The 21,693-nt window shown below is 54.9% G+C and carries 29 protein-coding genes; 5 read left to right on the top strand and 24 right to left on the bottom strand.

Annotated elements, in window-relative coordinates:
• Positions 1-35: 35 nt before the first annotated feature.
• On the bottom strand, positions 36-488 hold the full coding sequence (locus LINBF2_RS00715; RefSeq protein WP_104796787.1) for a cytochrome c: 453 nt from the start codon (positions 486-488) through the stop codon (positions 36-38).
• Here LINBF2_RS00715 and LINBF2_RS00710 point away from each other — a divergent pair.
• Positions 476-1,267 (top strand): cytochrome b/b6 domain-containing protein, encoded by a 792-nt coding sequence (locus LINBF2_RS00710; RefSeq protein ID WP_281889656.1) that lies wholly within the window; start codon positions 476-478, stop codon positions 1,265-1,267. The two genes, LINBF2_RS00715 and LINBF2_RS00710, sit on opposite strands and share 13 nt — an antisense overlap.
• A gap of 60 nt (positions 1,268-1,327) precedes the next feature.
• Here LINBF2_RS00710 and LINBF2_RS00705 read toward each other — a convergent pair whose 3' ends face one another.
• The 21 genes from LINBF2_RS00705 to LINBF2_RS00605 form a co-directional block, all read right to left on the bottom strand.
• A complete protein-coding gene (locus LINBF2_RS00705; RefSeq protein WP_104796789.1) occupies positions 1,328-1,834 on the bottom strand; it encodes a peroxiredoxin in 507 nt (168 codons plus the stop codon).
• Positions 1,835-1,925: 91 nt separating this feature from the next.
• The gene (gene rpsQ / locus LINBF2_RS00700; RefSeq protein WP_104796790.1) at positions 1,926-2,195 is read right to left on the bottom strand and encodes a 30S ribosomal protein S17; all 270 of its coding nucleotides are present in this window, start codon (positions 2,193-2,195) and stop codon (positions 1,926-1,928) included.
• Positions 2,196-2,204: 9 nt separating this feature from the next.
• On the bottom strand, positions 2,205-2,399 hold the full coding sequence (gene rpmC / locus LINBF2_RS00695; protein ID WP_100147416.1) for a 50S ribosomal protein L29: 195 nt from the start codon (positions 2,397-2,399) through the stop codon (positions 2,205-2,207).
• Between the two features lie 17 nt (positions 2,400-2,416).
• Positions 2,417-2,833 (bottom strand): 50S ribosomal protein L16, encoded by a 417-nt coding sequence (gene rplP, locus LINBF2_RS00690; RefSeq protein WP_100133884.1) that lies wholly within the window; start codon positions 2,831-2,833, stop codon positions 2,417-2,419.
• A gap of 2 nt (positions 2,834-2,835) precedes the next feature.
• Positions 2,836-3,720: a 30S ribosomal protein S3 gene (gene rpsC, locus LINBF2_RS00685; protein ID WP_281889651.1), complete on the bottom strand. Its 885-nt coding sequence runs from the start codon at positions 3,718-3,720 to the stop codon at positions 2,836-2,838.
• A gap of 15 nt (positions 3,721-3,735) precedes the next feature.
• Positions 3,736-4,065, bottom strand: coding sequence for a 50S ribosomal protein L22 (rplV, locus tag LINBF2_RS00680; RefSeq protein ID WP_100133886.1), 330 nt, complete (start codon positions 4,063-4,065; stop codon positions 3,736-3,738).
• A gap of 9 nt (positions 4,066-4,074) precedes the next feature.
• Positions 4,075-4,353, bottom strand: a complete 279-nt coding sequence (gene rpsS, locus LINBF2_RS00675; RefSeq protein WP_104796792.1) for a 30S ribosomal protein S19 — start codon at positions 4,351-4,353, stop codon at positions 4,075-4,077.
• A gap of 10 nt (positions 4,354-4,363) precedes the next feature.
• The gene (gene rplB, locus LINBF2_RS00670; RefSeq protein ID WP_104796793.1) at positions 4,364-5,188 is read right to left on the bottom strand and encodes a 50S ribosomal protein L2; all 825 of its coding nucleotides are present in this window, start codon (positions 5,186-5,188) and stop codon (positions 4,364-4,366) included.
• 2 nt (positions 5,189-5,190) lie between these two features.
• Positions 5,191-5,517: a 50S ribosomal protein L23 gene (gene rplW, locus LINBF2_RS00665; RefSeq protein WP_104796794.1), complete on the bottom strand. Its 327-nt coding sequence runs from the start codon at positions 5,515-5,517 to the stop codon at positions 5,191-5,193.
• On the bottom strand, positions 5,514-6,134 hold the full coding sequence (rplD, locus tag LINBF2_RS00660; protein ID WP_104796795.1) for a 50S ribosomal protein L4: 621 nt from the start codon (positions 6,132-6,134) through the stop codon (positions 5,514-5,516). Before rplD ends, rplW begins: the two co-directional genes overlap by 4 nt.
• Positions 6,134-6,799: a 50S ribosomal protein L3 gene (gene rplC, locus LINBF2_RS00655; RefSeq protein ID WP_281889648.1), complete on the bottom strand. Its 666-nt coding sequence runs from the start codon at positions 6,797-6,799 to the stop codon at positions 6,134-6,136. Before rplC ends, rplD begins: the two co-directional genes overlap by 1 nt.
• 184 nt (positions 6,800-6,983) lie before the next feature.
• Entirely contained in the window at positions 6,984-7,298 is a 315-nt protein-coding gene (gene rpsJ, locus LINBF2_RS00650) for a 30S ribosomal protein S10 (RefSeq protein ID WP_104796797.1), read from the bottom strand.
• Positions 7,299-7,311: 13 nt separating this feature from the next.
• A complete protein-coding gene (tuf, locus tag LINBF2_RS00645) occupies positions 7,312-8,502 on the bottom strand; it encodes an elongation factor Tu (protein ID WP_104796798.1) in 1,191 nt (396 codons plus the stop codon).
• A 133-nt stretch (positions 8,503-8,635) separates the two neighbouring features.
• Positions 8,636-10,738, bottom strand: a complete 2,103-nt coding sequence (gene fusA / locus LINBF2_RS00640; protein WP_281889645.1) for an elongation factor G — start codon at positions 10,736-10,738, stop codon at positions 8,636-8,638.
• A 15-nt stretch (positions 10,739-10,753) separates the two neighbouring features.
• Positions 10,754-11,224 (bottom strand): 30S ribosomal protein S7, encoded by a 471-nt coding sequence (gene rpsG, locus LINBF2_RS00635; RefSeq protein ID WP_104796800.1) that lies wholly within the window; start codon positions 11,222-11,224, stop codon positions 10,754-10,756.
• A gap of 147 nt (positions 11,225-11,371) precedes the next feature.
• Positions 11,372-11,749: a 30S ribosomal protein S12 gene (rpsL, locus tag LINBF2_RS00630; RefSeq protein ID WP_011466063.1), complete on the bottom strand. Its 378-nt coding sequence runs from the start codon at positions 11,747-11,749 to the stop codon at positions 11,372-11,374.
• A gap of 129 nt (positions 11,750-11,878) precedes the next feature.
• A complete protein-coding gene (locus LINBF2_RS00625) occupies positions 11,879-13,003 on the bottom strand; it encodes a D-alanyl-D-alanine carboxypeptidase family protein (RefSeq protein WP_281891253.1) in 1,125 nt (374 codons plus the stop codon).
• A 111-nt stretch (positions 13,004-13,114) separates the two neighbouring features.
• Positions 13,115-13,738, bottom strand: coding sequence for an alpha/beta fold hydrolase (locus LINBF2_RS00620; protein WP_281889627.1), 624 nt, complete (start codon positions 13,736-13,738; stop codon positions 13,115-13,117).
• A 7-nt stretch (positions 13,739-13,745) separates the two neighbouring features.
• On the bottom strand, positions 13,746-14,081 hold the full coding sequence (locus LINBF2_RS00615) for a (2Fe-2S) ferredoxin domain-containing protein (RefSeq protein WP_281889625.1): 336 nt from the start codon (positions 14,079-14,081) through the stop codon (positions 13,746-13,748).
• Positions 14,082-14,090: 9 nt separating this feature from the next.
• Complete coding sequence (locus tag LINBF2_RS00610) at positions 14,091-15,188, bottom strand: VanZ family protein (RefSeq protein WP_281889623.1); 1,098 nt, start codon at positions 15,186-15,188, stop codon at positions 14,091-14,093.
• A gap of 15 nt (positions 15,189-15,203) precedes the next feature.
• Positions 15,204-15,635 carry a CopD family protein gene (locus tag LINBF2_RS00605; RefSeq protein WP_281889621.1) on the bottom strand — a complete coding sequence of 144 codons (432 nt, stop codon included), beginning with the start codon at positions 15,633-15,635 and terminating at the stop codon, positions 15,204-15,206.
• A 212-nt stretch (positions 15,636-15,847) separates the two neighbouring features.
• Here LINBF2_RS00605 and hemB point away from each other — a divergent pair, with 212 nt between their 5' ends.
• On the top strand, positions 15,848-16,858 hold the full coding sequence (hemB, locus tag LINBF2_RS00600) for a porphobilinogen synthase (RefSeq protein ID WP_281889619.1): 1,011 nt from the start codon (positions 15,848-15,850) through the stop codon (positions 16,856-16,858).
• Positions 16,858-17,433: a hypothetical protein gene (locus tag LINBF2_RS00595; protein ID WP_281889617.1), complete on the top strand. Its 576-nt coding sequence runs from the start codon at positions 16,858-16,860 to the stop codon at positions 17,431-17,433. Before hemB ends, LINBF2_RS00595 begins: the two co-directional genes overlap by 1 nt.
• 2 nt (positions 17,434-17,435) lie before the next feature.
• On the opposite strand, the gene LINBF2_RS00590 is transcribed toward LINBF2_RS00595, so the two are convergent.
• On the bottom strand, positions 17,436-18,119 hold the full coding sequence (locus tag LINBF2_RS00590) for a dienelactone hydrolase family protein (RefSeq protein ID WP_281889615.1): 684 nt from the start codon (positions 18,117-18,119) through the stop codon (positions 17,436-17,438).
• 116 nt (positions 18,120-18,235) lie between these two features.
• On the opposite strand from LINBF2_RS00590, the gene LINBF2_RS00585 reads away from it, so the two are divergent.
• Positions 18,236-18,982, top strand: coding sequence for an SDR family oxidoreductase (locus LINBF2_RS00585; RefSeq protein ID WP_281889614.1), 747 nt, complete (start codon positions 18,236-18,238; stop codon positions 18,980-18,982).
• 49 nt (positions 18,983-19,031) lie between these two features.
• Here LINBF2_RS00585 and LINBF2_RS00580 read toward each other — a convergent pair whose 3' ends face one another.
• On the bottom strand, positions 19,032-19,982 hold the full coding sequence (locus tag LINBF2_RS00580; RefSeq protein WP_281889612.1) for a LysR family transcriptional regulator: 951 nt from the start codon (positions 19,980-19,982) through the stop codon (positions 19,032-19,034).
• A gap of 106 nt (positions 19,983-20,088) precedes the next feature.
• Here LINBF2_RS00580 and LINBF2_RS00575 point away from each other — a divergent pair, with 106 nt between their 5' ends.
• Positions 20,089-21,600, top strand: coding sequence for a CoA-acylating methylmalonate-semialdehyde dehydrogenase (locus tag LINBF2_RS00575; protein WP_281889610.1), 1,512 nt, complete (start codon positions 20,089-20,091; stop codon positions 21,598-21,600).
• Positions 21,601-21,693: the final 93 nt, after the last annotated feature.

Genomic DNA, 21,693 nt, shown 5'->3' with positions numbered 1-21,693 from the left:
GATCTCTGGGACCTACTGACTATTAATTGCTTGGTTTATTTCGCTCTGAAGTCATCGTGACAGGCTTTGCATGTGCCGGCTGTTGCAGAGAAGGCTGTTTTAAATGCATCTTCTTTGCCAGTTTTAGCAGCGGCGGCTAATTTCGTAGATTCAGCTTGAAACTTTTCTGCGGCTTCTTTGAACTTGGCCGTTTGTTTCCAGATTTCAGGCTTTGCTTTGGTTTCACCCACGTCGGTGCCATCACCGAAAGCAGCCCAAGGCAACTTCGACATGCTGGCAACGATCTCAGCGTTTTCTGCTGCGGATTTTGCGTCGAACGGTACCTTACCTTGCGCCATGGCACCCAAGCGACTGAAATGGGCGGCTGTCACCGTCAGTGCGGCCTTTCGGTATTTCACAGCATCTTCTGGTTTTGCAAACTGTGCGGCGGCAGAGAAACTGATGCATGCGGCGCTGATGGCCAATAAGGTCAGAATTGTTTTTTTCATGGCAGTGTCCTTTAAGGTTGAGAATACGCTTTTCGCGGCTTGCAGTTTACGAACATTCAGCCAGCTTGTCTTTTGCTTCTTCGATTGGTCTATGTATGCCCAACACCGCCTCCCTTTACCGCGTTCGCGTTTGGGATTTACCCACACGGGTTTTTCATATTTTGTTAGCCGTATGTGTCTTGGGCTTGGTGGTCAGCGGTGAGGTAGGCGGTGACGCGATGCAGCTGCACTTCAAACTAGGCTATGCCGCGCTGACGCTGGTCTTATTTCGCTTTGTATGGGGGTTTGTAGGCGGCCATTGGTCTAGGTTTTTAAATTTTGTGCCCAGCTTGCCAAAGCTCTTGGCTTATGTGAATGCTTTGCGCTTAAAACAAGTTCCACACAGTACTGGTCACAACCCACTTGGCGCGCTGTCGGTGGTAGCCATGCTGGTTGCTTTACTCATCCAAGTGCTGAGCGGCTTCATGAGTGACGATGAAATTTCTAACTCAGGGCCATGGGCTGCCGTTGTGTCGTCGGACTGGGTCTCTCTTGCGACCGAATACCACAGTGATATCGGCAAGGTTCTCGTCATCCTTTTGGTGATCTTGCACGTAGGGACCGTGCTTTTTTACAAAAAACTCAAAAGGGAAGACTTGATCACGCCGATGCTGACCGGCGACAAAGTGTTAGCGACTGAAATTCATCCTTCGCGCGACACATGGACCTCGCGCCTTTTTGCTCTCAGCATTTTTGTGGGATGCCTGTATGTGGTCTATCGGTTGGTGAGCTTTGGTTAATTTATTGTGCAGCCCACAAAAAAGCCGCGCTGCTGCGCGGCTTTTTGATTACTCAAACGATTACGCCTTGGCTTGAGCCAACAAGGTAGCGGCATCACTCACTTCAAATTTACCTGGGCCTTCAACGTTCAAGCTCACCACTTTGCCGTCTTTCACGAGCATGGAATAACGATTGCTGCGTAAGCCCATACCTCGCGCCGTTAGGTCGAGTGTCAAACCGGTGGCTTGCGCGAAATCGGCGCTGCCGTCACCCAACATGCGGACTTTGCCGTCGGTGTGTTGGTCACGCGCCCAAGCGCCCATCACAAAAGCATCGTTCACACTGAGACACCAAATTTCGTCGACACCAGCAGCTTTGAACTGCTCATAGTGCTCAACATAGCCAGGTACATGCTTAGCAGAGCAAGTGGGTGTAAATGCGCCAGGCAAAGCAAATAATGCAATGGTCTTGCCTGCAGTAGCCTTAGCCACATCAACGGCGTTCGGGCCAATGCTGCAGCCTTCACCTTCAACCTCTGAATATTCCATCAGGGTGGTGTGTGGCAGGTCGTCTCCAACTTTAATCATGGTATCTCCAATATATTGACGTACAAAAACAAAAACGACCCACATTGTGGGTCGTTTTCTTTAGCCTTGCAGAGCCGAAGCCCTTTGGTATTTAAACCGCAGCAGCTTTCTCAACCAAACGGGTCGCCACCCAGTTTTTGGTTTTCGAAATTGGCTTGCTTTCAGTGATCTCGATCATGTCGCCCAAGTGGTATTCACCTGTTTCGTCATGCGCGTGATACTTGCTCGATTTAGCAACAATTTTGCCGTAGAGTGCGTGCTTCACACGACGCTCCACGAGCACTGTCACTGTTTTAGCGCGCTTGTCGCTAACCACCTTGCCAATCAAGGTGCGTTTGAGGGATTTCTTAGCGTCCGTCATGTTCACTCCTTACTTGGCGGCTTGCTTTTCAGCAAGAATGGTTTTTGCACGTGCAATGCTGCGACGTGTAGAACGCAGTTGTGACGTGTTGTTGAGTTGTTGCGTACCTTTTTGCATGCGCAAGCCAAAGTGAGCTTTTTGCAACTCTTTGACTTCAGCTTCGAGGCCGGCAACGTCTTTTTGGCGCAGTTCAGCAGCTTTCATTTCTTATTTCTCCTGAATTACTGGCCGATCATGCGAGCCACAAAAGTGGTACGCAAGGGCAACTTTGCAGCGGCCAGACGGAATGCTTCACGGGCCAACTCTTCAGGAACGCCTACGATTTCGTAGAGGACCTTGCCGGGTTGGATCTCTGCCACGTAGTACTCGGGGTTACCTTTACCGTTACCCATACGCACTTCAGCAGGCTTTTGGGAGATCGGCTTGTCAGGGAACACACGAATCCAGATACGGCCGCCACGTTTGACGTGACGGGAAATCGCACGACGTGCGGCTTCGATCTGGCGGGCCGTCAGACGGCCGCGATCGGTGGATTTCAGACCGAAGTCACCGAATGCAACGGTGTTACCACGTGTTGCGATGCCGGTGTTGCGGCCTTTTTGCTCTTTGCGGTATTTACGGCGTGCTGGTTGCAGCATGCTTATTCTCCTGTTCCGTCCGCAGCCGTGCCAGTGGATGCGGGCGCGGCAACCTTGCGGACGCGCTTGACGGCAGTTGTAGGGGCATCAGCGGCTTCAGCGGGTTTATCGCTGCCATCCGTTGGTGCGGCATTGGTACCTGCAGGGCGACGAGCGCCGCTGCGTGCGGGACGATCACCGGTAGGGCGAGCATCACGACGGGGACCGCGAGGACGACGCTCTTCTTCGCGTGGCTCAACGGCGGCCGGCAGGTCGTTACGACCCAAGGTATCGCCTTTGTAAACCCACACTTTGACACCGATGATGCCGTAAGTGGTTTTAGCTTCAGAAGTTGCGTAATCGATGTCTGCACGCAGAGTGTGAAGTGGCACGCGACCTTCACGGTACCACTCGGTACGTGCGATTTCGATGCCGTTCAAACGACCTGCCGACATGATCTTGATGCCTTGAGCACCCAGACGCATGGCGTTTTGCATGGCGCGCTTCATAGCGCGACGGAACATGATGCGTTTTTCGAGCTGTTGAGTGATGCTGTCAGCGATCAATTGAGCATCGATTTCAGGCTTGCGCACTTCTTCGATATTGACTGCGACTGGCACGCCCAAACGAGCTGCGAGTTCTTTCTTCAAGTTCTCGATGTCTTCGCCTTTTTTGCCGATCACCACGCCTGGACGAGCCGAGAAAATGGTGATGCGTGCGCTTTTAGCGGGACGCTCGATCAGAACGCGAGAAACAGAAGCGTTTTTCAGCTTGGCCTTGAGGTATTCGCGAACTTTGATGTCTTCAGCCAGCATGCCAGCGAAGTCTTTGTTGCTTGCGTACCAACGGCTAGCCCAGTTGCGGCTCACTGCAAGGCGAAAGCCTGTGGGGTGGATTTTTTGTCCCATATCTTCCTATACCTTTCAGTTACCGACTGTCACGTAAACGTGACAGGTAGGCTTGCTGATACTGTTACCGCGGCCTTTGGCGCGGGCAGTGAAACGCTTAAGCGTGGCGCCTTTTTCAACGTAGATGGTTTTCACCTTCAACTCGTCGATGTCTGCACCGTCGTTGTGTTCAGCGTTAGCAATCGCAGATTCCAAAACTTTCTTGACGATACCTGCAGCTTTTTTCTGCGTGAATGTCAGGATGTTCAGAGCCTGGTCAACTTTTTTGCCGCGGATCATGTCCGCGACCAAACGGCCTTTGTCGACCGACAAACGGACGCCCCTAAGGACTGCACGTGTTTCCATGGTCTTTCCTTATTTCTTCTGGACTTTTTTGTCCGCGGGGTGACCTTTGAAGGTACGAGTCAGAGCAAATTCGCCCAACTTGTGACCCACCATTTGGTCAGTGACGTACACGGGCACGTGTTGTTTGCCGTTGTGCACAGCGATGGTCAAGCCGATGAAATCGGGCAAGATCATGGAACGACGTGACCAAGTTTTCACTGGCTTTTTATCTTTAGTTGCGATGGCCTTGTCGACCTTGGCAACCAAATGATGGTCAACAAACGGACCCTTTTTGAGAGAGCGAGTCATTTGTTACCCCTTACTTTTTACGACGCGACACAATCATGACTTGTGTGCGTTTGTTGTTACGGGTACGGTAGCCTTTTGTCAGGTTACCCCATGGGTCAACTGCATGACGGCCTTCACCGGTGCGACCCTCGCCACCACCATGTGGGTGATCCACTGGGTTCATAGCGACGCCACGCACGGTTGGGCGAATACCCATCCAGCGCTTGACACCAGCTTTACCCAATTGACGGAGGCTGTGTTCTTCGTTTGCAACTTCACCAATGGTGGCGCGGCATTCGATATGGATCTTGCGAACTTCACCAGAGCGCATACGCACTTGAGCGTAAGTGCCTTCACGAGCCAACAAAGTGGCTGATGTGCCAGCTGAACGCGCGATTTGTGCACCAGCACCTGGCTTCAACTCGATACAGTGAATGGTTGAACCCACTGGAATGTTGCGAATTGGCAAGGTGTTACCTGCACGGATCGGGGCTTCCGAACCGCTGAGCAACGATGCGCCAACTTCCAAGCCACGTGGTGCAATGATGTAGCGACGCTCGCCGTCTGCGTAACACACCAAAGCGATGTGTGCCGTACGGTTTGGATCGTATTCAATGCGTTCCACTTTCGCTGGGATAGCGTCTTTGTTACGCTTGAAATCTACAACGCGGTAGTGATGCTTGTGACCACCACCCTTATGACGGGTAGTGATGTGACCGTTGTTGTTACGGCCCGATTTTTGGTGCTGGGGTTCCAGCAACGGGGCGTAAGGTTCACCTTTGTGGAGGTGATCACGGGTAACTTTAACGACGCCACGTTGACCGGGCGACGTTGGTTTCATCTTGATGACTGCCATGATTAAGCGGCCTCCCCAGAGATGTTCAGTTCTTGACCTGGCTTCAGAGTCACATAAGCCTTGCGAACGTTGTCGCGACGACCCATAGACTTGCCAAAGCGCTTGGCCTTACCTTTTGTGTTAACCACGTTCACGCTTTGAACTTCAACCTTGAACATCAATTCCACAGCGGCTTTGATCTCAGGCTTTTCAGCGTTTTGCAGCACTTTGAAGGTGACGACGTTATGCTTTTCTGCAACCATGGTGGCCTTTTCGGACACGACGGGAGAGACCAACAATTGCATCAAACGACCTTCGTCGAATTTGGTTTGTTTGTGTCCGTGGCTCATGCGAACATCTCCTTGAGTTGGTCCATGGCACCCTTGGTCACGAGGACTTTACGGTAGTGCACCAATGACAATGGATCTGCGTAGCGAGGCTCAACCACCAACACGTTTGGCAAGTTGCGTGAAGCCAAGTACAAGTTGTCATCAACTTCCTCAGAGATCACTAACACTGATTCAAGGTTCATCGCCTTGAATTTAGCTGCCAACAATTTGGTTTTTGGAGCATCAACCTTCAAAGACTCAACCACAGCCAAACGACCTTCGCGGGCCAACTGGGACAAGATCGAAGCCATACCAGCGCGGTACATCTTCTTGTTGATCTTCTGTGTGAAGTTCTCGTTAGGCATGTTCGGAAAAATGCGACCGCCGCCACGCCACAGAGGCGAAGACGTCATACCAGCGCGAGCGCGGCCGGTGCCTTTTTGCTTGAACGGCTTCTTAGTCGAGTGCTTAACTTGCTCACGGTCTTTTTGGGCACGAGTGCCTTGACGCGCGTTAGCTTGGTAAGCCACCACGATCTGGTGAACCAGATCTTCGTTGTATTCACGACCGAACACGGTTTCTGGTGCGTCGTACTTAGACGCAGCTTGACCTTGGTCATTCAGGAGTTCGACTTGCATCAGTTCGCTCCTTTAGCTTTGACGGCGGGATGCACAGTCACGAAGCCACCGGCTGAACCAGGCACTGCGCCACGGATCAACAACAGTTGGCGAGCTTCGTCGATGCGAATCACGTCGAGGTTTTGAGTTGTCACGATGTCAGCGCCCAAATGGCCAGACATGCGCTTACCGGGGAACACGCGACCTGGGTCTTGTGCCATACCGATAGAGCCAGGCACGTTGTGCGAACGGCTGTTACCGTGCGACGCGCGCTGTGACTTGAAGTGGTGACGCTTGATGGTGCCAGCAAAGCCTTTACCGATGGTTGTGCCTTGCACGTCCACCTTTTGGCCCACTGCAAACACATCAGTCACAGGCACAGTAGCGCCAGCGGCGTACTTAGCTGCGACATCAGCAGTCACGTGGAATTCTTTGATGATTTCACCGGCTTCGACGCCTGCTTTCGCAAGGTGTCCAGCCATTGGCTTGGTCACGCGCGATGCTTTGCGCGAACCGAATGTGACCTGCAAGGCCACATAGCCGTCGTTTTCCTGGGTTTTCACTTGGGTCACGCGGTTGTTGGACACATCCAACACCGTGACAGGGATCGAATCCCCATCATCAGTGAACAGACGCATCATGCCCACCTTGCGACCCAGCAATCCCAAACGGATGCTTTGACTCATTGTTTTCTCCAAAACTCTCACCGCAACCACTTCAATTGGCAGTTACGTTTTTGCGTGAAAGACGGTTGATAAATCCTCATGCAAATTGCACGAAGCCCGCGAGTATATCGCGAAAACCGCGCCAAGAGCAACTACTCGTTGGCGCGGGGGCTGGGATGGGCTTTTGACCCATCCCAAAGTCACATTACTGCAACTTAATTTCGACGTCCACGCCCGCTGGCAGGTCGAGTTTCATCAAGGCGTCAACTGTTTTATCAGTTGGGTCCACGATGTCCATCAAACGCTGGTGGGTACGGATTTCGAGCTGGTCACGGCTGGTCTTGTTGACGTGCGGTGAACGCAAGATGTCAAAACGCTTCATGCGTGTTGGCAAAGGCACTGGGCCTTTAACAATCGCGCCGGTACGCTTGGCAGTGTCAACGATCTCAGCAGCAGACTGGTCGATCAATTTGTAGTCAAACGCCTTCAGGCGGATGCGAATCTTTTGCTTGGCGGACATTTAAATTCCTAGCTTAGGCAATGATCTTAGCAACCACACCAGCGCCAACAGTCTTACCGCCTTCGCGGATGGCGAAGCGCAAGCCTTCTTCCATCGCAATGGGGTGGATCAACTTCACAGTGATCGACACGTTGTCACCTGGCATCACCATCTCTTTGCCTTCTGGCAACTCGATAGCACCTGTCACGTCAGTCGTACGGAAATAGAACTGGGGACGGTAGTTATTGAAGAATGGTGTGTGGCGGCCGCCTTCGTCTTTAGACAACACATAGATCTCAGCTGTGAAGTGCGTGTGTGGCTTGACTGAACCTGGCTTGCACAGCACTTGGCCGCGCTGCACGTCTTCGCGCTTTGTACCGCGCAACAAGATACCCACGTTGTCGCCAGCTTGACCTTGGTCCAGCAACTTGCGGAACATTTCCACGCCGGTACAAGTGGTCTTGACTGTGTCAACGATACCCACGATTTCGATTTCTTCGCCGACTTTGATGATGCCGCGCTCGATACGACCGGTCACCACAGTGCCGCGGCCAGAGATCGAGAACACGTCTTCCACTGGCATCAAGAAAGCACCGTCCACTGCGCGCTCAGGCGTAGGGATGTAGCTGTCCAAAGCAGCAGCCAATTTCAGGATAGCTTCTTCGCCCAATGGGCCTTTGTCGCCTTCGAGGGCCAGCTTGGCTGAACCCTGAATGATTGGGGTGTCGTCGCCTGGGAAGTCGTATTTTTCGAGAAGTTCGCGAACTTCCATTTCGACCAATTCCAACAACTCAGCGTCGTCCACCATGTCGCACTTGTTCAAGAACACGATGATGTAAGGCACGCCCACCTGACGAGCCAACAAGATGTGCTCGCGAGTTTGTGGCATTGGGCCGTCAGCAGCTGAACACACCAAAATAGCGCCGTCCATTTGAGCAGCGCCAGTGATCATGTTTTTCACATAGTCGGCGTGACCAGGGCAGTCCACGTGTGCGTAGTGACGTGTTTCAGTCTCGTACTCAACGTGAGCGGTGTTGATCGTGATACCGCGAGCTTTTTCTTCTGGAGCCGCGTCAATTTGGTCGTAAGCCTTCGCTTCGCCGCCAAACTTCAAAGACAGGATCGTGGTGATCGCAGCTGTCAAAGTTGTTTTGCCGTGGTCAACGTGACCAATGGTGCCCACGTTCACGTGCGGCTTGGTACGTTCAAATTTTCCTTTTGCCATTTCTTTTCTCCAAAGAGCAGTGCCCGTGTACAGGTTTTATGTCTGCACGATACTGCTGATTCGCCCCGCACGGGTGACAGGGCGGCGCATCGTCGCAGACAGGGGCCGCTTGACGCAGCCCCATGGGTTTTGTTTACTTAGCGCGTGAAGCAACAATGGCTTCAGCAACGTTGCGAGGGGCTTCAGCGTAGTGCTTGAATTCCATCGTGTAAGTTGCGCGGCCTTGTGACATCGAACGCAGGGTGGTTGAGTAGCCGAACATCTCAGACAACGGCACTTCAGCTTTAATCGCTTTACCACCACCGACCATGTCGTCCATACCTTGCACCATGCCGCGACGTGAGGACAAGTCGCCCATCACGCTACCAGCATAGTCTTCAGGTGTCTCAACTTCCACAGCCATCATGGGCTCCAGAATGACGGGCTGAGCTTTGCGGCAACCTTCTTTGAAACCAAAGATGGCAGCCATCTTGAAAGCCATTTCGTTCGAGTCCACATCGTGGTACGAACCGAAGTGCAAAGTCACCTTGACGTCAACAACTGGGTAACCAGCCAACACACCTTGGCTCAAAGCTTCGATCACGCCTTTTTCCACCGCGGGGATGTATTCGCGAGGAACCACACCACCCTTGATCGCGTCAACGAATTCAAAGCCTTTGCCAGCTTCTTGAGGCTCAACCTTGAGCACCACGTGACCGTATTGACCCTTACCACCGGATTGACGAACGAACTTGCCCTCGGCTTCTTCGACAGTCTTACGGATGGTTTCGCGGTAAGCCACTTGAGGCTTGCCCACGTTGGCCTCAACGCCGAATTCACGCTTCATGCGGTCGACAATAATTTCCAAGTGCAATTCACCCTGGCCACCAATGATGGTCTGGCCCGACTCTTCGTCGGTTTGCACGCGGAAAGAAGGATCTTCTGCAGCCAAACGTGACAAAGCCATACCCATTTTTTCTTGGTCAGCTTTGGTCTTTGGCTCAACAGCTTGGCGAATCACGGAGTCAGGGAACACCATGCGCTCCAAGGTGATCACAGCTGCTGGATCGCACAAGGTTTCGCCTGTGGTCACATCTTTCAAACCCACGCAAGCAGCGATGTCGCCCGCACGGATTTCATCAACTTCTTCACGGTTGTTGGCGTGCATTTGCACGATACGACCGATACGTTCTTTCTTGCCGCGCACGGGGTTGTACACGGTGTCACCCTTTTTCAGGACGCCCGAGTAAACGCGCACGAATGTCAACTGACCCACAAATGGATCGGTCATCAATTTAAATGCCAAGGCGGAGAACTTCTCGTTGTCATCCGCTTTACGGATCACTTCTTTTTCGTCTTCGTCAAAACCCTTGATGGCTTTCACGTCCAACGGAGAAGGCATCAATTCAAGTACTGCATCCAACATGCGTTGAACGCCTTTGTTCTTGAACGCTGTACCGCACAACATGGGTTGAATTTCGCTGTTGATGGTACGCACACGCAAGCCGTGTGTGATTTCTTCTTCAGTCAAGTCACCTTCTTCAAGGTACTTGTTCATCAACTCTTCAGAGGCTTCAGCAGCAGCTTCCACCATCTTCTCGCGCCACTCTTTGGCCAACTCCACCAAGTTGGCTGGGATCTCTTCAAAAGTGAACTTCATACCTTGAGACGCTTCGTCCCAAATGATGGCTTTCATTTTGCGGAGATCAACCACGCCGGTGAAGTTGTCTTCAGCGCCGATTGGGATCACGATTGGCACAGGATTGGCCTTCAAGCGCAATTTCATCTGGTCCACGACCTTGAAGAAGTTGGCACCCGTACGGTCCATCTTGTTTACAAAGGCCAAACGTGGCACTTTGTACTTGTTAGCCTGACGCCACACAGTTTCGGATTGGGGCTGAACGCCACCCACCGCGCAGTAAACCATGCAAGCACCGTCGAGCACGCGCATGGAACGCTCAACTTCAATCGTGAAGTCAACGTGACCAGGGGTGTCAATGATGTTGATGCGGTGATCTGGGAAAGAGCCATCCATGCCCTTCCAGAAACAAGTGGTGGCAGCAGAAGTGATCGTGATACCACGCTCTTGCTCTTGCTCCATCCAGTCCATAGTGGCGGCGCCATCATGGACTTCACCAATCTTGTGGTTCACACCGGTGTAATAAAGAATACGCTCTGTCGTGGTGGTTTTACCAGCGTCAATGTGCGCTGAAATACCAATGTTGCGATAGCGCTCAATGGGGGTATTGCGAGCCATGTTTTACCTTTGAATTTAGAAGCGGAAGTGGCTGAACGCCTTGTTGGCTTCGGCCATGCGGTGAACTTCGTCACGCTTTTTCATAGCACCGCCACGACCTTCAGACGCTTCCAACAACTCGTTGGCCAAGCGCAAAGCCATGGATTTTTCACCGCGCTTGCGAGCGGCCTCTTTCAACCAACGCATGGACAAAGCCAAGCGACGGACTGGACGAACTTCAACGGGCACTTGGTAGTTAGCACCACCCACGCGGCGGGATTTAACTTCCACCATGGGCTTGACGTTGTTGATGGCCACATTGAACAACTCGAGCGGATCTTTGCCCGACTTTTGTTCGATTTGCTCCAAGGCACCGTAAATGATGCGCTCGGCAACAGCTTTCTTGCCGCCTTCCATGATCACGTTCATGAATTTAGACAGCTCAACATTGCCGTACTTTGGATCCGGCAAGATTTCACGTTTAGGGACTTCGCGACGACGTGGCATATTTCACCTCTTAATTGCTTCAGTTGGCATCTTTTCAGACACCGCAAAAACCATCTTGGTTTTCACTTACTCGACCCACAGCGGGTCACTACGCTGATTCACCGCGCCACGCGGGAAACAGCACCTGTTTGATCAAAAGATCAGTGCTTACTTAGCCTTTGGCTTTTTAGCGCCGTACTTAGAACGCGATTGCTTACGGTCTTTGACGCCTTGCAAGTCGAGCGAACCGCGCACGATGTGGTAACGCACACCTGGCAAGTCTTTGACACGACCGCCGCGCACGAGCACAACGCTATGTTCTTGCAAGTTGTGGCCTTCACCACCGATGTACGAAATAACTTCGAAACCGTTGGTCAAGCGAACTTTGGCAACTTTACGCAGCGCAGAGTTTGGCTTCTTAGGCGTCGTGGTGTACACACGGGTGCACACGCCACGGCGTTGTGGAGAGTTTTGCATCGCAGGGCTTTTGGACTTGATCGTTTCGACCTCGCGCCCCTGACGCACCAATTGATTGATGGTTGGCATTGTTTGTAACGTCCCTAAACGTTGAAATAAAAAGAAAACGTGAATCCCTTCGGAATTTCCGAAAAGCCTTCTAGTGTATCAGCATCGAGAGAGGGAGGCAAATCTAGCCCGAAATGCCTCAAATAACGTTTACTTGACCCACAAACGCACTGTGTCCCATGCGCGGCCCACAAAGCCCGCTTGCTCCACGGTCTCGAGCACCAACAAAGGCACATCAACCAATGGTTTTTGGTCTAAGGTGACCTTCAAGGCCCCCACTGCTTGACCGCGGTTGAGCGGCGCCACCAAGGGCTCAGGGCGAGCCACTTGGGTTTGGATGCGGCCAGCAGCGCCTGCGGGCACAGCCACCACGATAGGGGCGAAGCGGCCCAGTTTGACTTGGCTGCCGCGGCCCTTCCAAACATTGGGCGTGACCACGGCTTGGTTGGCATCAAACAATTTGATGGCATCAAACGCGGTGTAACCCCAATTCAACAGCTTTTGTGACTCGGTGGCACGGGCGTTCTCGCTAGAAGCTCCCAACACAATCGACAGCAATCGGCGCTGGCCCACACCCGGCGCCTCACGCTTGGCAGTGGCGATCAAGCAAAAACCTGCGGCGTCGGTGTGGCCTGTTTTCAGGCCATCCACGCTGGGGTCACGAAATAGCAGCAAATTGCGGTTGTTTTCGTTGGCTGCAGGCGTGCCTGGGTAGCGGTATTTTTTGATCGCGTAGTAGCCCACGTAATCAGGAAAGTCTTGCATCAAGCGACCCGCCAAGATGCTCAGATCGCGCGCCGTGGTGGTATGGCCTGGCTCGGTCAAACCTTCTGGATTCTTGTAACCCGTGGACTTCATGCCCAGCACCTTGGCCTGGGCATTCATCATTTGCACAAAGTGCTCTGCCGTGCCGCCCACACCTTCGGCCAGCGCCATGGTGGCGTCGTTGCCAGACTGAACAATCATGCCTTTGATGAGGTCTTCCACTGGCACTTTCATCTTAGGGTCAATGAACATGCGAGAACCCGGCATTTTCCAAGCGCGCTCACTCACGCCAAAGGTTTGATGCAAGCTGATTTTTTTAGCCTTGAGTGCATCAAACACGATGTAAGCCGTCATCAACTTGGTCAACGACGCTTGCTCAATAGGCTTATCAGCATCCAGCTCCGCCAAGGTTTGCTGCGCGGTCAAATCCACCAACAAATACGCACGCGCTGCAATTTCAGGCGGCTGTGGCACTTGGGCTTGCGCATGAAAGACGCAAGTCAAACCCATCAAAAAACCAATGAAAGTGGTGCTCAGAAGTCGTGTCATGGTTGTCTTCAAAAAATAAGTCAAAGAATTGGGCGCGCTTCAAAGGGAAACGCCCGTCGACACTGACAAGGCTTAGCCCTGCAAATGGCGCACCACTAAATTCTTGAGAAGAGGCAATTGTCCATGAAAGAAATGGCCGCCACCTGGTACCACCGTCACAGGCAGGCTTTGTGGGCGCGCCCAGTCCATCACCGAGGCCAGCGACACCGTGTCGTCTTGCTCGCCATGCACGACCAACGTTTTGTCATGCAGCTCAGACGCAATCGGCGCCACCGTGAAACGCTGTGCTGCCGTGCCAACAAACACCACCTTCTCAATCGCACGATGCGTGTGCAGCTCGGCCAAAGCATGGCTGGCCACAAAAGAGCCAAACGAAAAGCCTGCAATCACCAACAGACCACTGGGCGCTACTTGTTCAACCACGCGCAAAAAGTCACGCGCTTCGCCAGCGCCTGTATCGTGCTCGCCCGCCGACGCGCCGACGCCGCGAAAATTAAAACGTACCACCGTCCAGCCGCATTGCACAAAGGCACGCGCCAGTGTTTGCACCACTTTGTTGTCCATGGTGCCGCCAAACAAAGGGTGCGGGTGCGCCACGATGGCCACACCACGCGACACGCCCTCGGGCTCGTCACGCAAAGCTTCAATGACGCCCGCTTCGCCTTCAAGGGTGATTTTTTGGGTTTGTGAATTCATGACTGCCTCAACGCCCCACGTGGGCGGGTACCACCAAGCGCTCAACCACTTGGCCGTTTTTCAAGTGGCTTTCCACAATCTCGTTCACATCGCTCTTATCCATCACCGTGTACCAAACGCCTTCGGGATACACCACCGCCACGGGGCCGCCTGCGCAGCGGTCTAAGCAGCCCGCCTTGTTCACCCGCACGCCGCCCGCGCCTGCGAGGCCTGCCGCTTTGACTTGGGCTTTGCAATGGTCAAACGTTTCTTGTGCGCCGTGGTTGGCACAGCAATCTTGGCCGTTCTCGCGCTGATTCAGGCAGAAAAAAATGTGATGTTTGTAGTACGAGTTTTGAGTCATGAAGAGATTTTAGTTTTGCGTGCTGCGCTCACGTGACAAACGCCCCAGCGCCAGCATCAACACGGCATAGGGCCACAGCCAGCCCAACCATTGCACCAGGCCATGAAAGCGAATGAATCGGCCCTGCTCCCAAGTTTGCAAGGTCTGTGCAAAGTACGCACTCTCGGGTGACTGGTTCAACACGCTTTGTTGCACCAACACCGCGAGCAACAAAAACGCCCAAGCAGTGCGGGCCGACAGCGGCAAGAACAACAAAGCCACCACACAACCAAAAACCAAGCCCAGCACCACAGGCAAGTCCAGCCAAGTCCACGCGTGCGCGGGGCCGTAGCTGAGTGCGGCTGACAAGGCACTCACGCCCAACGCCATGCCCAACACCACCAACACATACACCAAGCGCTGCCCCGCTTGGCGAATCACACCAAAGCCCAACAAGCACGGCACAAGCAAGCCCAACATCACGCACAACAGCTCAGCGCCTGGCAGCAAAGGCTCCAGCTCAAAGGCACGCAGCGGAATCCAATCTTCAAACGGCGTGGCTTCAAAAGCGCTGGTCAACGCATCTTCCACACGCTCCCAAACCTGCCCCAAACCCAGGGGCACAGCCACCGGAAACAACAAAGCGGCAGGCCACACCGCCATCAACACCAAGGCCATGTAGGCGTCACGCACAAACCAACGTTCGCGAAACTGGCTCCAGCGGCGCAGCAGTCCTAAATGCTCGAGCGAATTGGCCAACACCGCACCCATGAAAGCGCCCAAGGTGTTGAGCAAAAAATCTGGCAACGATGGCACGCGCGCTGGCAAGTAGCTTTGTAGGCCTTCCATCGTGAGCGACAGCACCGCAGCCGCCAACGTGGAGAGCAACACCTCGCGGGTTTGCCAGCCCATGCGCATGGCGCTCAAAGTTAAGAAAAAGCCCAGCGGGGCGTAACCCAAGACGTTGGCCACCACATCAAACCCCAACCAATACTTGGGCCAAGGTGCGGTGAGAAATGACCACGTCCAAATGCCTTGGTCACGCCAATGGTCAAACGGATACAGACTGGCGTAGACGATCAACGCCACGCAAATTTGCGACAGGGGCCAAGCGGACGTTTTACGCATGGGCCAGCGCGTGTTTTAGAAAGGTTTGACGACCACCAAGATCACGGCAATGGTCAGCAAGACCACCGGAATCTCGTTGAACCAGCGATACCAAACGTGGCCACGCGTGTTGGTGCGCGCTTCGAACTTGCGCAACAAGCGGCCGCAGCCGTGGTGGTAGCCCAATGCCAGCAACACGATGGTGAGCTTGGCATGCATCCAACCATTGCCCACGCCAACCAAGCCAATGCCGTAATACAGCCACAGCACCAAGCCTAAGGCCACCGCAGGCACCATCAACAAAGTCGTGAAGCGCATCAGCTTGCGCGCCATCAGTAGCAAGCGGGCTTCTTCAGCGTCGGACCCTTCAGGCACGGACGCCAAATTCACGAAGATGCGCGGCAGGTAAAACAAGCCCGCAAACCAGCTGGCCACGAAGATGATGTGAAAAGATTTGATCCAAAGCATGCAGCCAGTTTAGCCGCGCTCAAAAAAAGCCCGACACAAGGTCGGGCCAAATCGTCTAAGCGCTGTGACACGCCAGACGCCCGCCTAGGGAGGTAAAGCGGGGAGCAGCAAGCTGCCCGAAAGCAATCTAACAAACGCTTGGTTTGTCCTCAATGGGGCTACTACTGCCTCGTGCACCTAAGCGACATCTGCAAACAGGCACAATTTCACCCATGCAACACCCCTTCGCCTCTTTCCCAGCCAACCGCCCTCGCCGTTTGCGCCGTGACGATTTCACCCGCCGCTTGGTGCGCGAACACGCCTTGAGCGTGAACGACCTGATTTACCCCGTCTTTGTGCTCGAAGGCGAAAACCGCCGCGAAGCTGTGGGCTCTATGCCAGGCGTCGAGCGCTTGAGCTTGGACTTGCTGCTGCCCGTGGCCGAGCAATGCGTGAAGCTGGGCATTCCCGTGATGGCACTGTTCCCCGTTATCAGTGCACACCTCAAAACACCCGATGGCGTTGAGGCCACAAACCCCGACGGCCTTGTGCCGCATGTGGTGCGCGAGCTGAAAAAGAATTTCCCAGAATTGGGCGTAATGACCGACGTGGCGCTCGACCCCTTCACCAGCCATGGCCAGGACGGCTTACTGGATGACACCGGCTACATCTTGAACGACGTCACCACGGAGATGCTGGTCAAGCAGGCTCTGGCCCAAGCTGACGCAGGCGTAGACATCGTGGCGCCCAGCGACATGATGGACGGCAGGATTGGTGCAATTCGCCAAGCCCTCGAAGCACGCGGTCACATCCACACCCGCATCATGGCCTACAGCGCCAAATACGCCAGCGCGTTTTACGGCCCTTTCCGCGATGCTGTGGGCTCTGCCTCTAATTTGGGCAAGGCCGACAAAAAGGTCTACCAAATGGACCCCGGCAACACCGACGAAGCCCTGCGCGAAGTGGCGCTGGACATCGCCGAAGGCGCGGACATGGTGATGGTCAAACCCGGCATGCCCTACCTCGACGTAGTGCGCCGCGTCAAAGACGAATTCAAGGTTCCGACTTTCGCTTACCAAGTGAGTGGCGAATACGCCATGCTCAAGGCGGCAGCCATCAACGGCTGGCTCGACCACGATGCGGTGATGATGGAAAGCTTGTTGGCCTTCAAGCGCGCAGGCGCAGATGGTGTGCTCACCTACTTTGCCATTGATGCCGCGAAAAAACTGCACGGGTTGTCTTGATGCACTTGCCTGAAGTTCGCTGGTCGCACATTGCCATCGCGGTGATTTCGGGCATTTTGTTTAGCCTGTCATTTAGGCTGAACCAGTTTTTTGACGCACAGTTTGTTTACTCGGCTGGCATCAGTTTGTTGTTTCTGCCAGCAGGCGTGAAGCTCTTGGCAGTGCTGGTGGGGCGCTTGCCTGCCATCGTAGGGCTCTTGGTGGTTGGCATTTATCTAGGTGCAGGAATTTGGCCTGACAAACCCATGTCTTCCGTCGTTTATTTTGCCGTGGTGAGCCTGATGACCTACCCCATTGCCGCCTTTGGGTTGATGCGTTTACTTCACATTCAAGACGACCTAACCAATCTGCGCTACCACCACATCGTGTGGCTGTCACTCACGGCCAGCGTGCTCAACGGCGTGGTGCACAACCTGCTGTACCTCACCCAAGACGTGACCGCCAGAGAAGAGCTGTGGCGCAAAAGCGCAGCCATGGCGTTGGGTGATTTCATGGGCTGCTTTGTGATGGTGGCCTTGTTTCACACCACCATGGGCGTGCTGCGCAGCGCACGCAGCCACACACCAACGAACTGAACTTAGCCCACGTGCTTGGCAAAAAACGCCAAGGTTCGCGACAGCGCCAGTTTGGCTGAGGCCTCTTGGTACGCGCCCCGATGGTCACAGTTAAAACCGTGATTGGCGGGGTACACATGCACCTCCACCTCAGGGTGCGCACGGCTGAACTTCTCCACCGTGTCTAGCTGAATCCAATGGTCTTCTTCGGCATAGTGCGCCAAGACGGGGCAATTGGGATGACGCGCAATTTCTTCGTCTGTGGTGGAGCCGCCGCCGTAATAAGGCACAGCAGCGCTCAGGCCCTTCACCAAAGCGGCCGCGCGCCATGACAACAAACCGCCCCAGCAATAACCCACGATGCCCACTTTGCCGCCGCTGGTCTTGGCCGCGTAATCCACCGCCGCTTGAATGTCGGCCATGACACCGGGCGATGGCAAAGCTTCGATCGCGGTCTTCAATGCCATGCCAGCTTGCATGTCGTCAGGCGTGTAGCCCAACTCCACACCATGCTTGGCACGGTGGAAGGTGGCAGGCGCAACTGCCAAATAGCCTTGAGCTGCATAACCATCCGCCACTTCCCGGATGTGCGCGTTGACACCAAAAATCTCTTGCACCACCACGATGGCACCTTTCGGTGCGCCTTTGGGCTGGGCCACATAAGCAGGAAATTCAAAACCATCTGCGGCGTGAAGTCGAACGGTCATAGCAAGCACCTCTTAAATTTTTCAAAAGTCAGTATCAAACAGGTTACTCGTTTTTCAAACACTTCGATGTATCGTGCCGCTCATCCGTTCGTCAAACACGCACACAGGAGACAGACATGAAACCCGTCCTCTTAATCACTGGCGCCAGCCGAGGCATTGGCGCCGCCACTGCCGTTTTAGCAGCGCAGCAAGGCTGGGCCGTGGCCGTGAATTACGCCACTAACGCTGCGGCTGCCGAACGCGTGGTGAAACAGATTCAAGACGCAGGCGGCAGCGCCATCGCGGTGCAGGCCGATGTGGGCGACGAAGCGCACATCTTGCGCATGTTTGCCGAAGTCGATGCCAAGCTGGGTCGCATCTCAGGCCTCGTCAACAACGCGGGCGTGGTGGATGTGACCGCCAAAGTGCAAGACCAAAGCTGGGCGCGGTGGGAACGCATGATGCGCATCAACGTGCTGGGCTCGTTCGCCTGCGCGCGCGAAGCTGTCAAGCGCATGAGCACGGCACACGGTGGCTCGGGCGGCAGCATCGTCAACGTGTCAAGCGCCGCCGCACGCTTGGGTGCGCCCGGCCAATACGTGGACTACGCCGCGGCCAAAAGCGCCATTGACGCTTTCACCATCGGCCTTGCCAAAGAAGTGGCGACTGAAGGCATTCGTGTCAATGCGGTGCGCCCCGGCCTGATTGACACCGACATCCACGCCTCGGGCGGTTTGCCCAACCGCGTGCGCGACTTGGCACACTTGGTACCCATGCAGCGCGGCGGAACGTCCGAAGAAGTGGCACAAGCGATTGTGTGGCTGCTCAGCGATGCGGCGAGTTACACCACCATGAGCTTGATGGAAATTTCGGGTGGGCGTTAAGCCAAAAAACACACGTTGAGCTTGGGCGAGTGCCGTCACGCACGTTGGTTTAAGCCGCAAAACCTCCGGCCAAGGCCTTTCGCAAATAATCCACAAACGCCGTCACCGCTCTCGGCACATGGGGTGAATACGGGCGAATGGCGTACAGCTGCTCGGCAAACGCGCCCACGGGTTGCCAGTCTGGCAACACCTGCACCAGCTTGCCTTGCTGCAAAGCAGCTTGCGCGCTGAAGTCGGGCAGCAACGCAATGCCCAACCCCGTCAACGCAGCCTCCCTTAAAGCTTCGCTGTTATTCGCAGCCAGCTGCCCCGTCACCGGTACGGTGATGCGTTCATCATTCGCTTTGTCTTTTGCTTTGGGCTTCACACGCGCCAACGTCCACGTGGGCGTGTCTTGCGCGCGCAGGTAATGCAAGCAGTTGTGCGCTTGCAAATCAGCTGGCGTTTGCGGTGTGCCCGCACGGCGCAAATACGTTTTACTGGCCACCAACACTGAATGCGTGCTGCACAAGGTCCACGCCACGTGGGTATCCGGCGGACGGGCCGTATGACGAATGGCCAAGTCAAAACCTTCGGTAGCCAAGCTGCTGAGTCGGTCAGACATGTCTAGCTCGATGCGCACCTCTGGATATTCGCGTAAAAAGTCTGCCAAACGCGGGGCTAACTGTTGACGCGCAAAAGCCACAGGGGCGGTGACGCGCAACAGGCCGCTGGGCACACCCGCCAAGTCGCGCACTTGGGCAAAGCTGTGTTCGATTTGTTCAAACGAGGCTCGCGTGTCGTCCACCAATCGCTGCCCGGCTTCCGTCAAACGCACGCTGCGGGTGGTGCGCTGCACCAGCGGCACACGCGCTGCACGTTCGAGTTCAGCAATGCGCTGGCTCATGGCGGCCTTACTCACGCCTAGGCGTGCAGCCGCAGCGGTGTAGCTGCCTTGTTGAGCCAGCACACTCAGCCAATGCAGGTGGTGCCAGAGTTCGCTGATTTTTTGATCGTTCATGGTTTGATTGTTCACTATTTTGAACAATCAATTCAGGGTTTGATGCTTGTTTCATGCATTCGCCCTGCCTACACTGCGTCATCTTTTTCACACCACGAGAGACACCATGACACAAGCCCACATCGCGCATTACATCAACGGCGCCGTTGCTAACGGCAGCGGTACACGCACCCAACCCGTGTACAACCCAGCCACAGGCGCCGTCACAGGCAATGTGAGCTTGGCCAATGTAGCCGATGTCAACGCGGCTGTGGCCGCCGCCCAAAAGGCCTTCCCCGCTTGGGCCGACACGCCGCCCCTGCGCCGTGCCCGCGTGATGTTCAAGTTCTTGGAGCTGCTCAATGCCAACAAAGACAAGCTGGCCCACATGATCACCGCCGAGCACGGCAAAGTGTTCACCGACGCCCAAGGCGAAGTCAGCCGCGGCATCGACATCGTCGAGTTCGCCACCGGCATTCCTCAATTGCTCAAGGGCGACTTCACTGAGCAAGTGTCCACAGGCATCGACAACTGGACCATGCGCCAACCCCTCGGCGTGGTGGCAGGCGTGACGCCCTTCAACTTCCCCGTCATGGTGCCCGCATGGATGTTCCCTGTGGCCATTGCTGCTGGCAACACGTTTGTGTTGAAGCCCAGCCCGATTGACCCAACACCCGCCCTCTTCATGGCTGAGTTGCTCAAACAAGCTGGCTTGCCAGACGGCGTGTTCAACGTGGTGCAAGGCGACAAAGAAGCGGTTGATGCGTTGTTGGTGCACCCCGATGTGAAAGCGGTGAGCTTTGTGGGCTCGACCCCCATCGCCAACTACATCTACGAAACCGGTGCACACCACGGCAAGCGCGTGCAAGCCTTGGGCGGCGCGAAGAACCACATGGTGGTCATGCCCGACGCCGACATTGACCAAGCGGTAGACGCCTTGATTGGCGCGGCTTACGGCTCAGCCGGTGAGCGCTGCATGGCCATCAGCGTGGCCGTATTGGTCGGCGATGTGGCAGACCGTTTGATGCCCAAGCTGATTGAACGCACCAAGGCTTTGAAAGTGCTCAACGGCGAAAACCTCGCCGCCGAAATGGGCCCCATCGTCACCGACGTGGCGCACAAGCGCATCACCGGCTACATCGAGCAAGGCGTGAAAGAAGGCGCACGCTTGTTGGTCGACGGTCGCAACTTTGACAGCGCCGCTGCTGGCGATGGTTGCAAAAACGGTTTCTGGATGGGCGGCACCTTGTTTGACAACGTCACACCCGACATGCGCATCTACAAAGAAGAAATCTTTGGCCCAGTGCTCAGCTGCATGCGCGTCGCCGACTTGGCCCAAGCTGTGGATTTGATCAACGCCCATGAGTTTGGCAACGGCGTGAGCTGCTTCACCCGCGACGGGAACGTGGCCCGCGAATTTGCACGCCACATCCAAGTGGGCATGGTCGGCATCAACGTGCCAATCCCCGTGCCCATGGCGTGGCACGGTTTTGGCGGCTGGAAGAAGAGCTTGTTTGGCGACATGCACGCCTACGGTGAAGAGGGCGTGCGTTTCTACACCAAGCAAAAGAGCGTCATGCAACGTTGGCCTGAGAGCATTGGTAAGGGCGCTGAGTTCGTCATGCCTACATCGAAGTAACTTTGTTGCTCTTTGCGGAGGTTGGCGCCCGCGCGCGTGCATGGGCGCTGTGACGCACACAAGCAAGCTACCATCCGTGCACACAACAACAAA

Origin of the sequence: Limnohabitans sp. TEGF004, from assembly GCF_027924965.1 — a bacterium.
Lineage (GTDB): Bacteria > Pseudomonadota > Gammaproteobacteria > Burkholderiales > Burkholderiaceae_C > Limnohabitans.
Note: the sequence above shows the minus strand (reverse complement) of the source record. Positions and strands in the feature narration are given on the sequence as shown.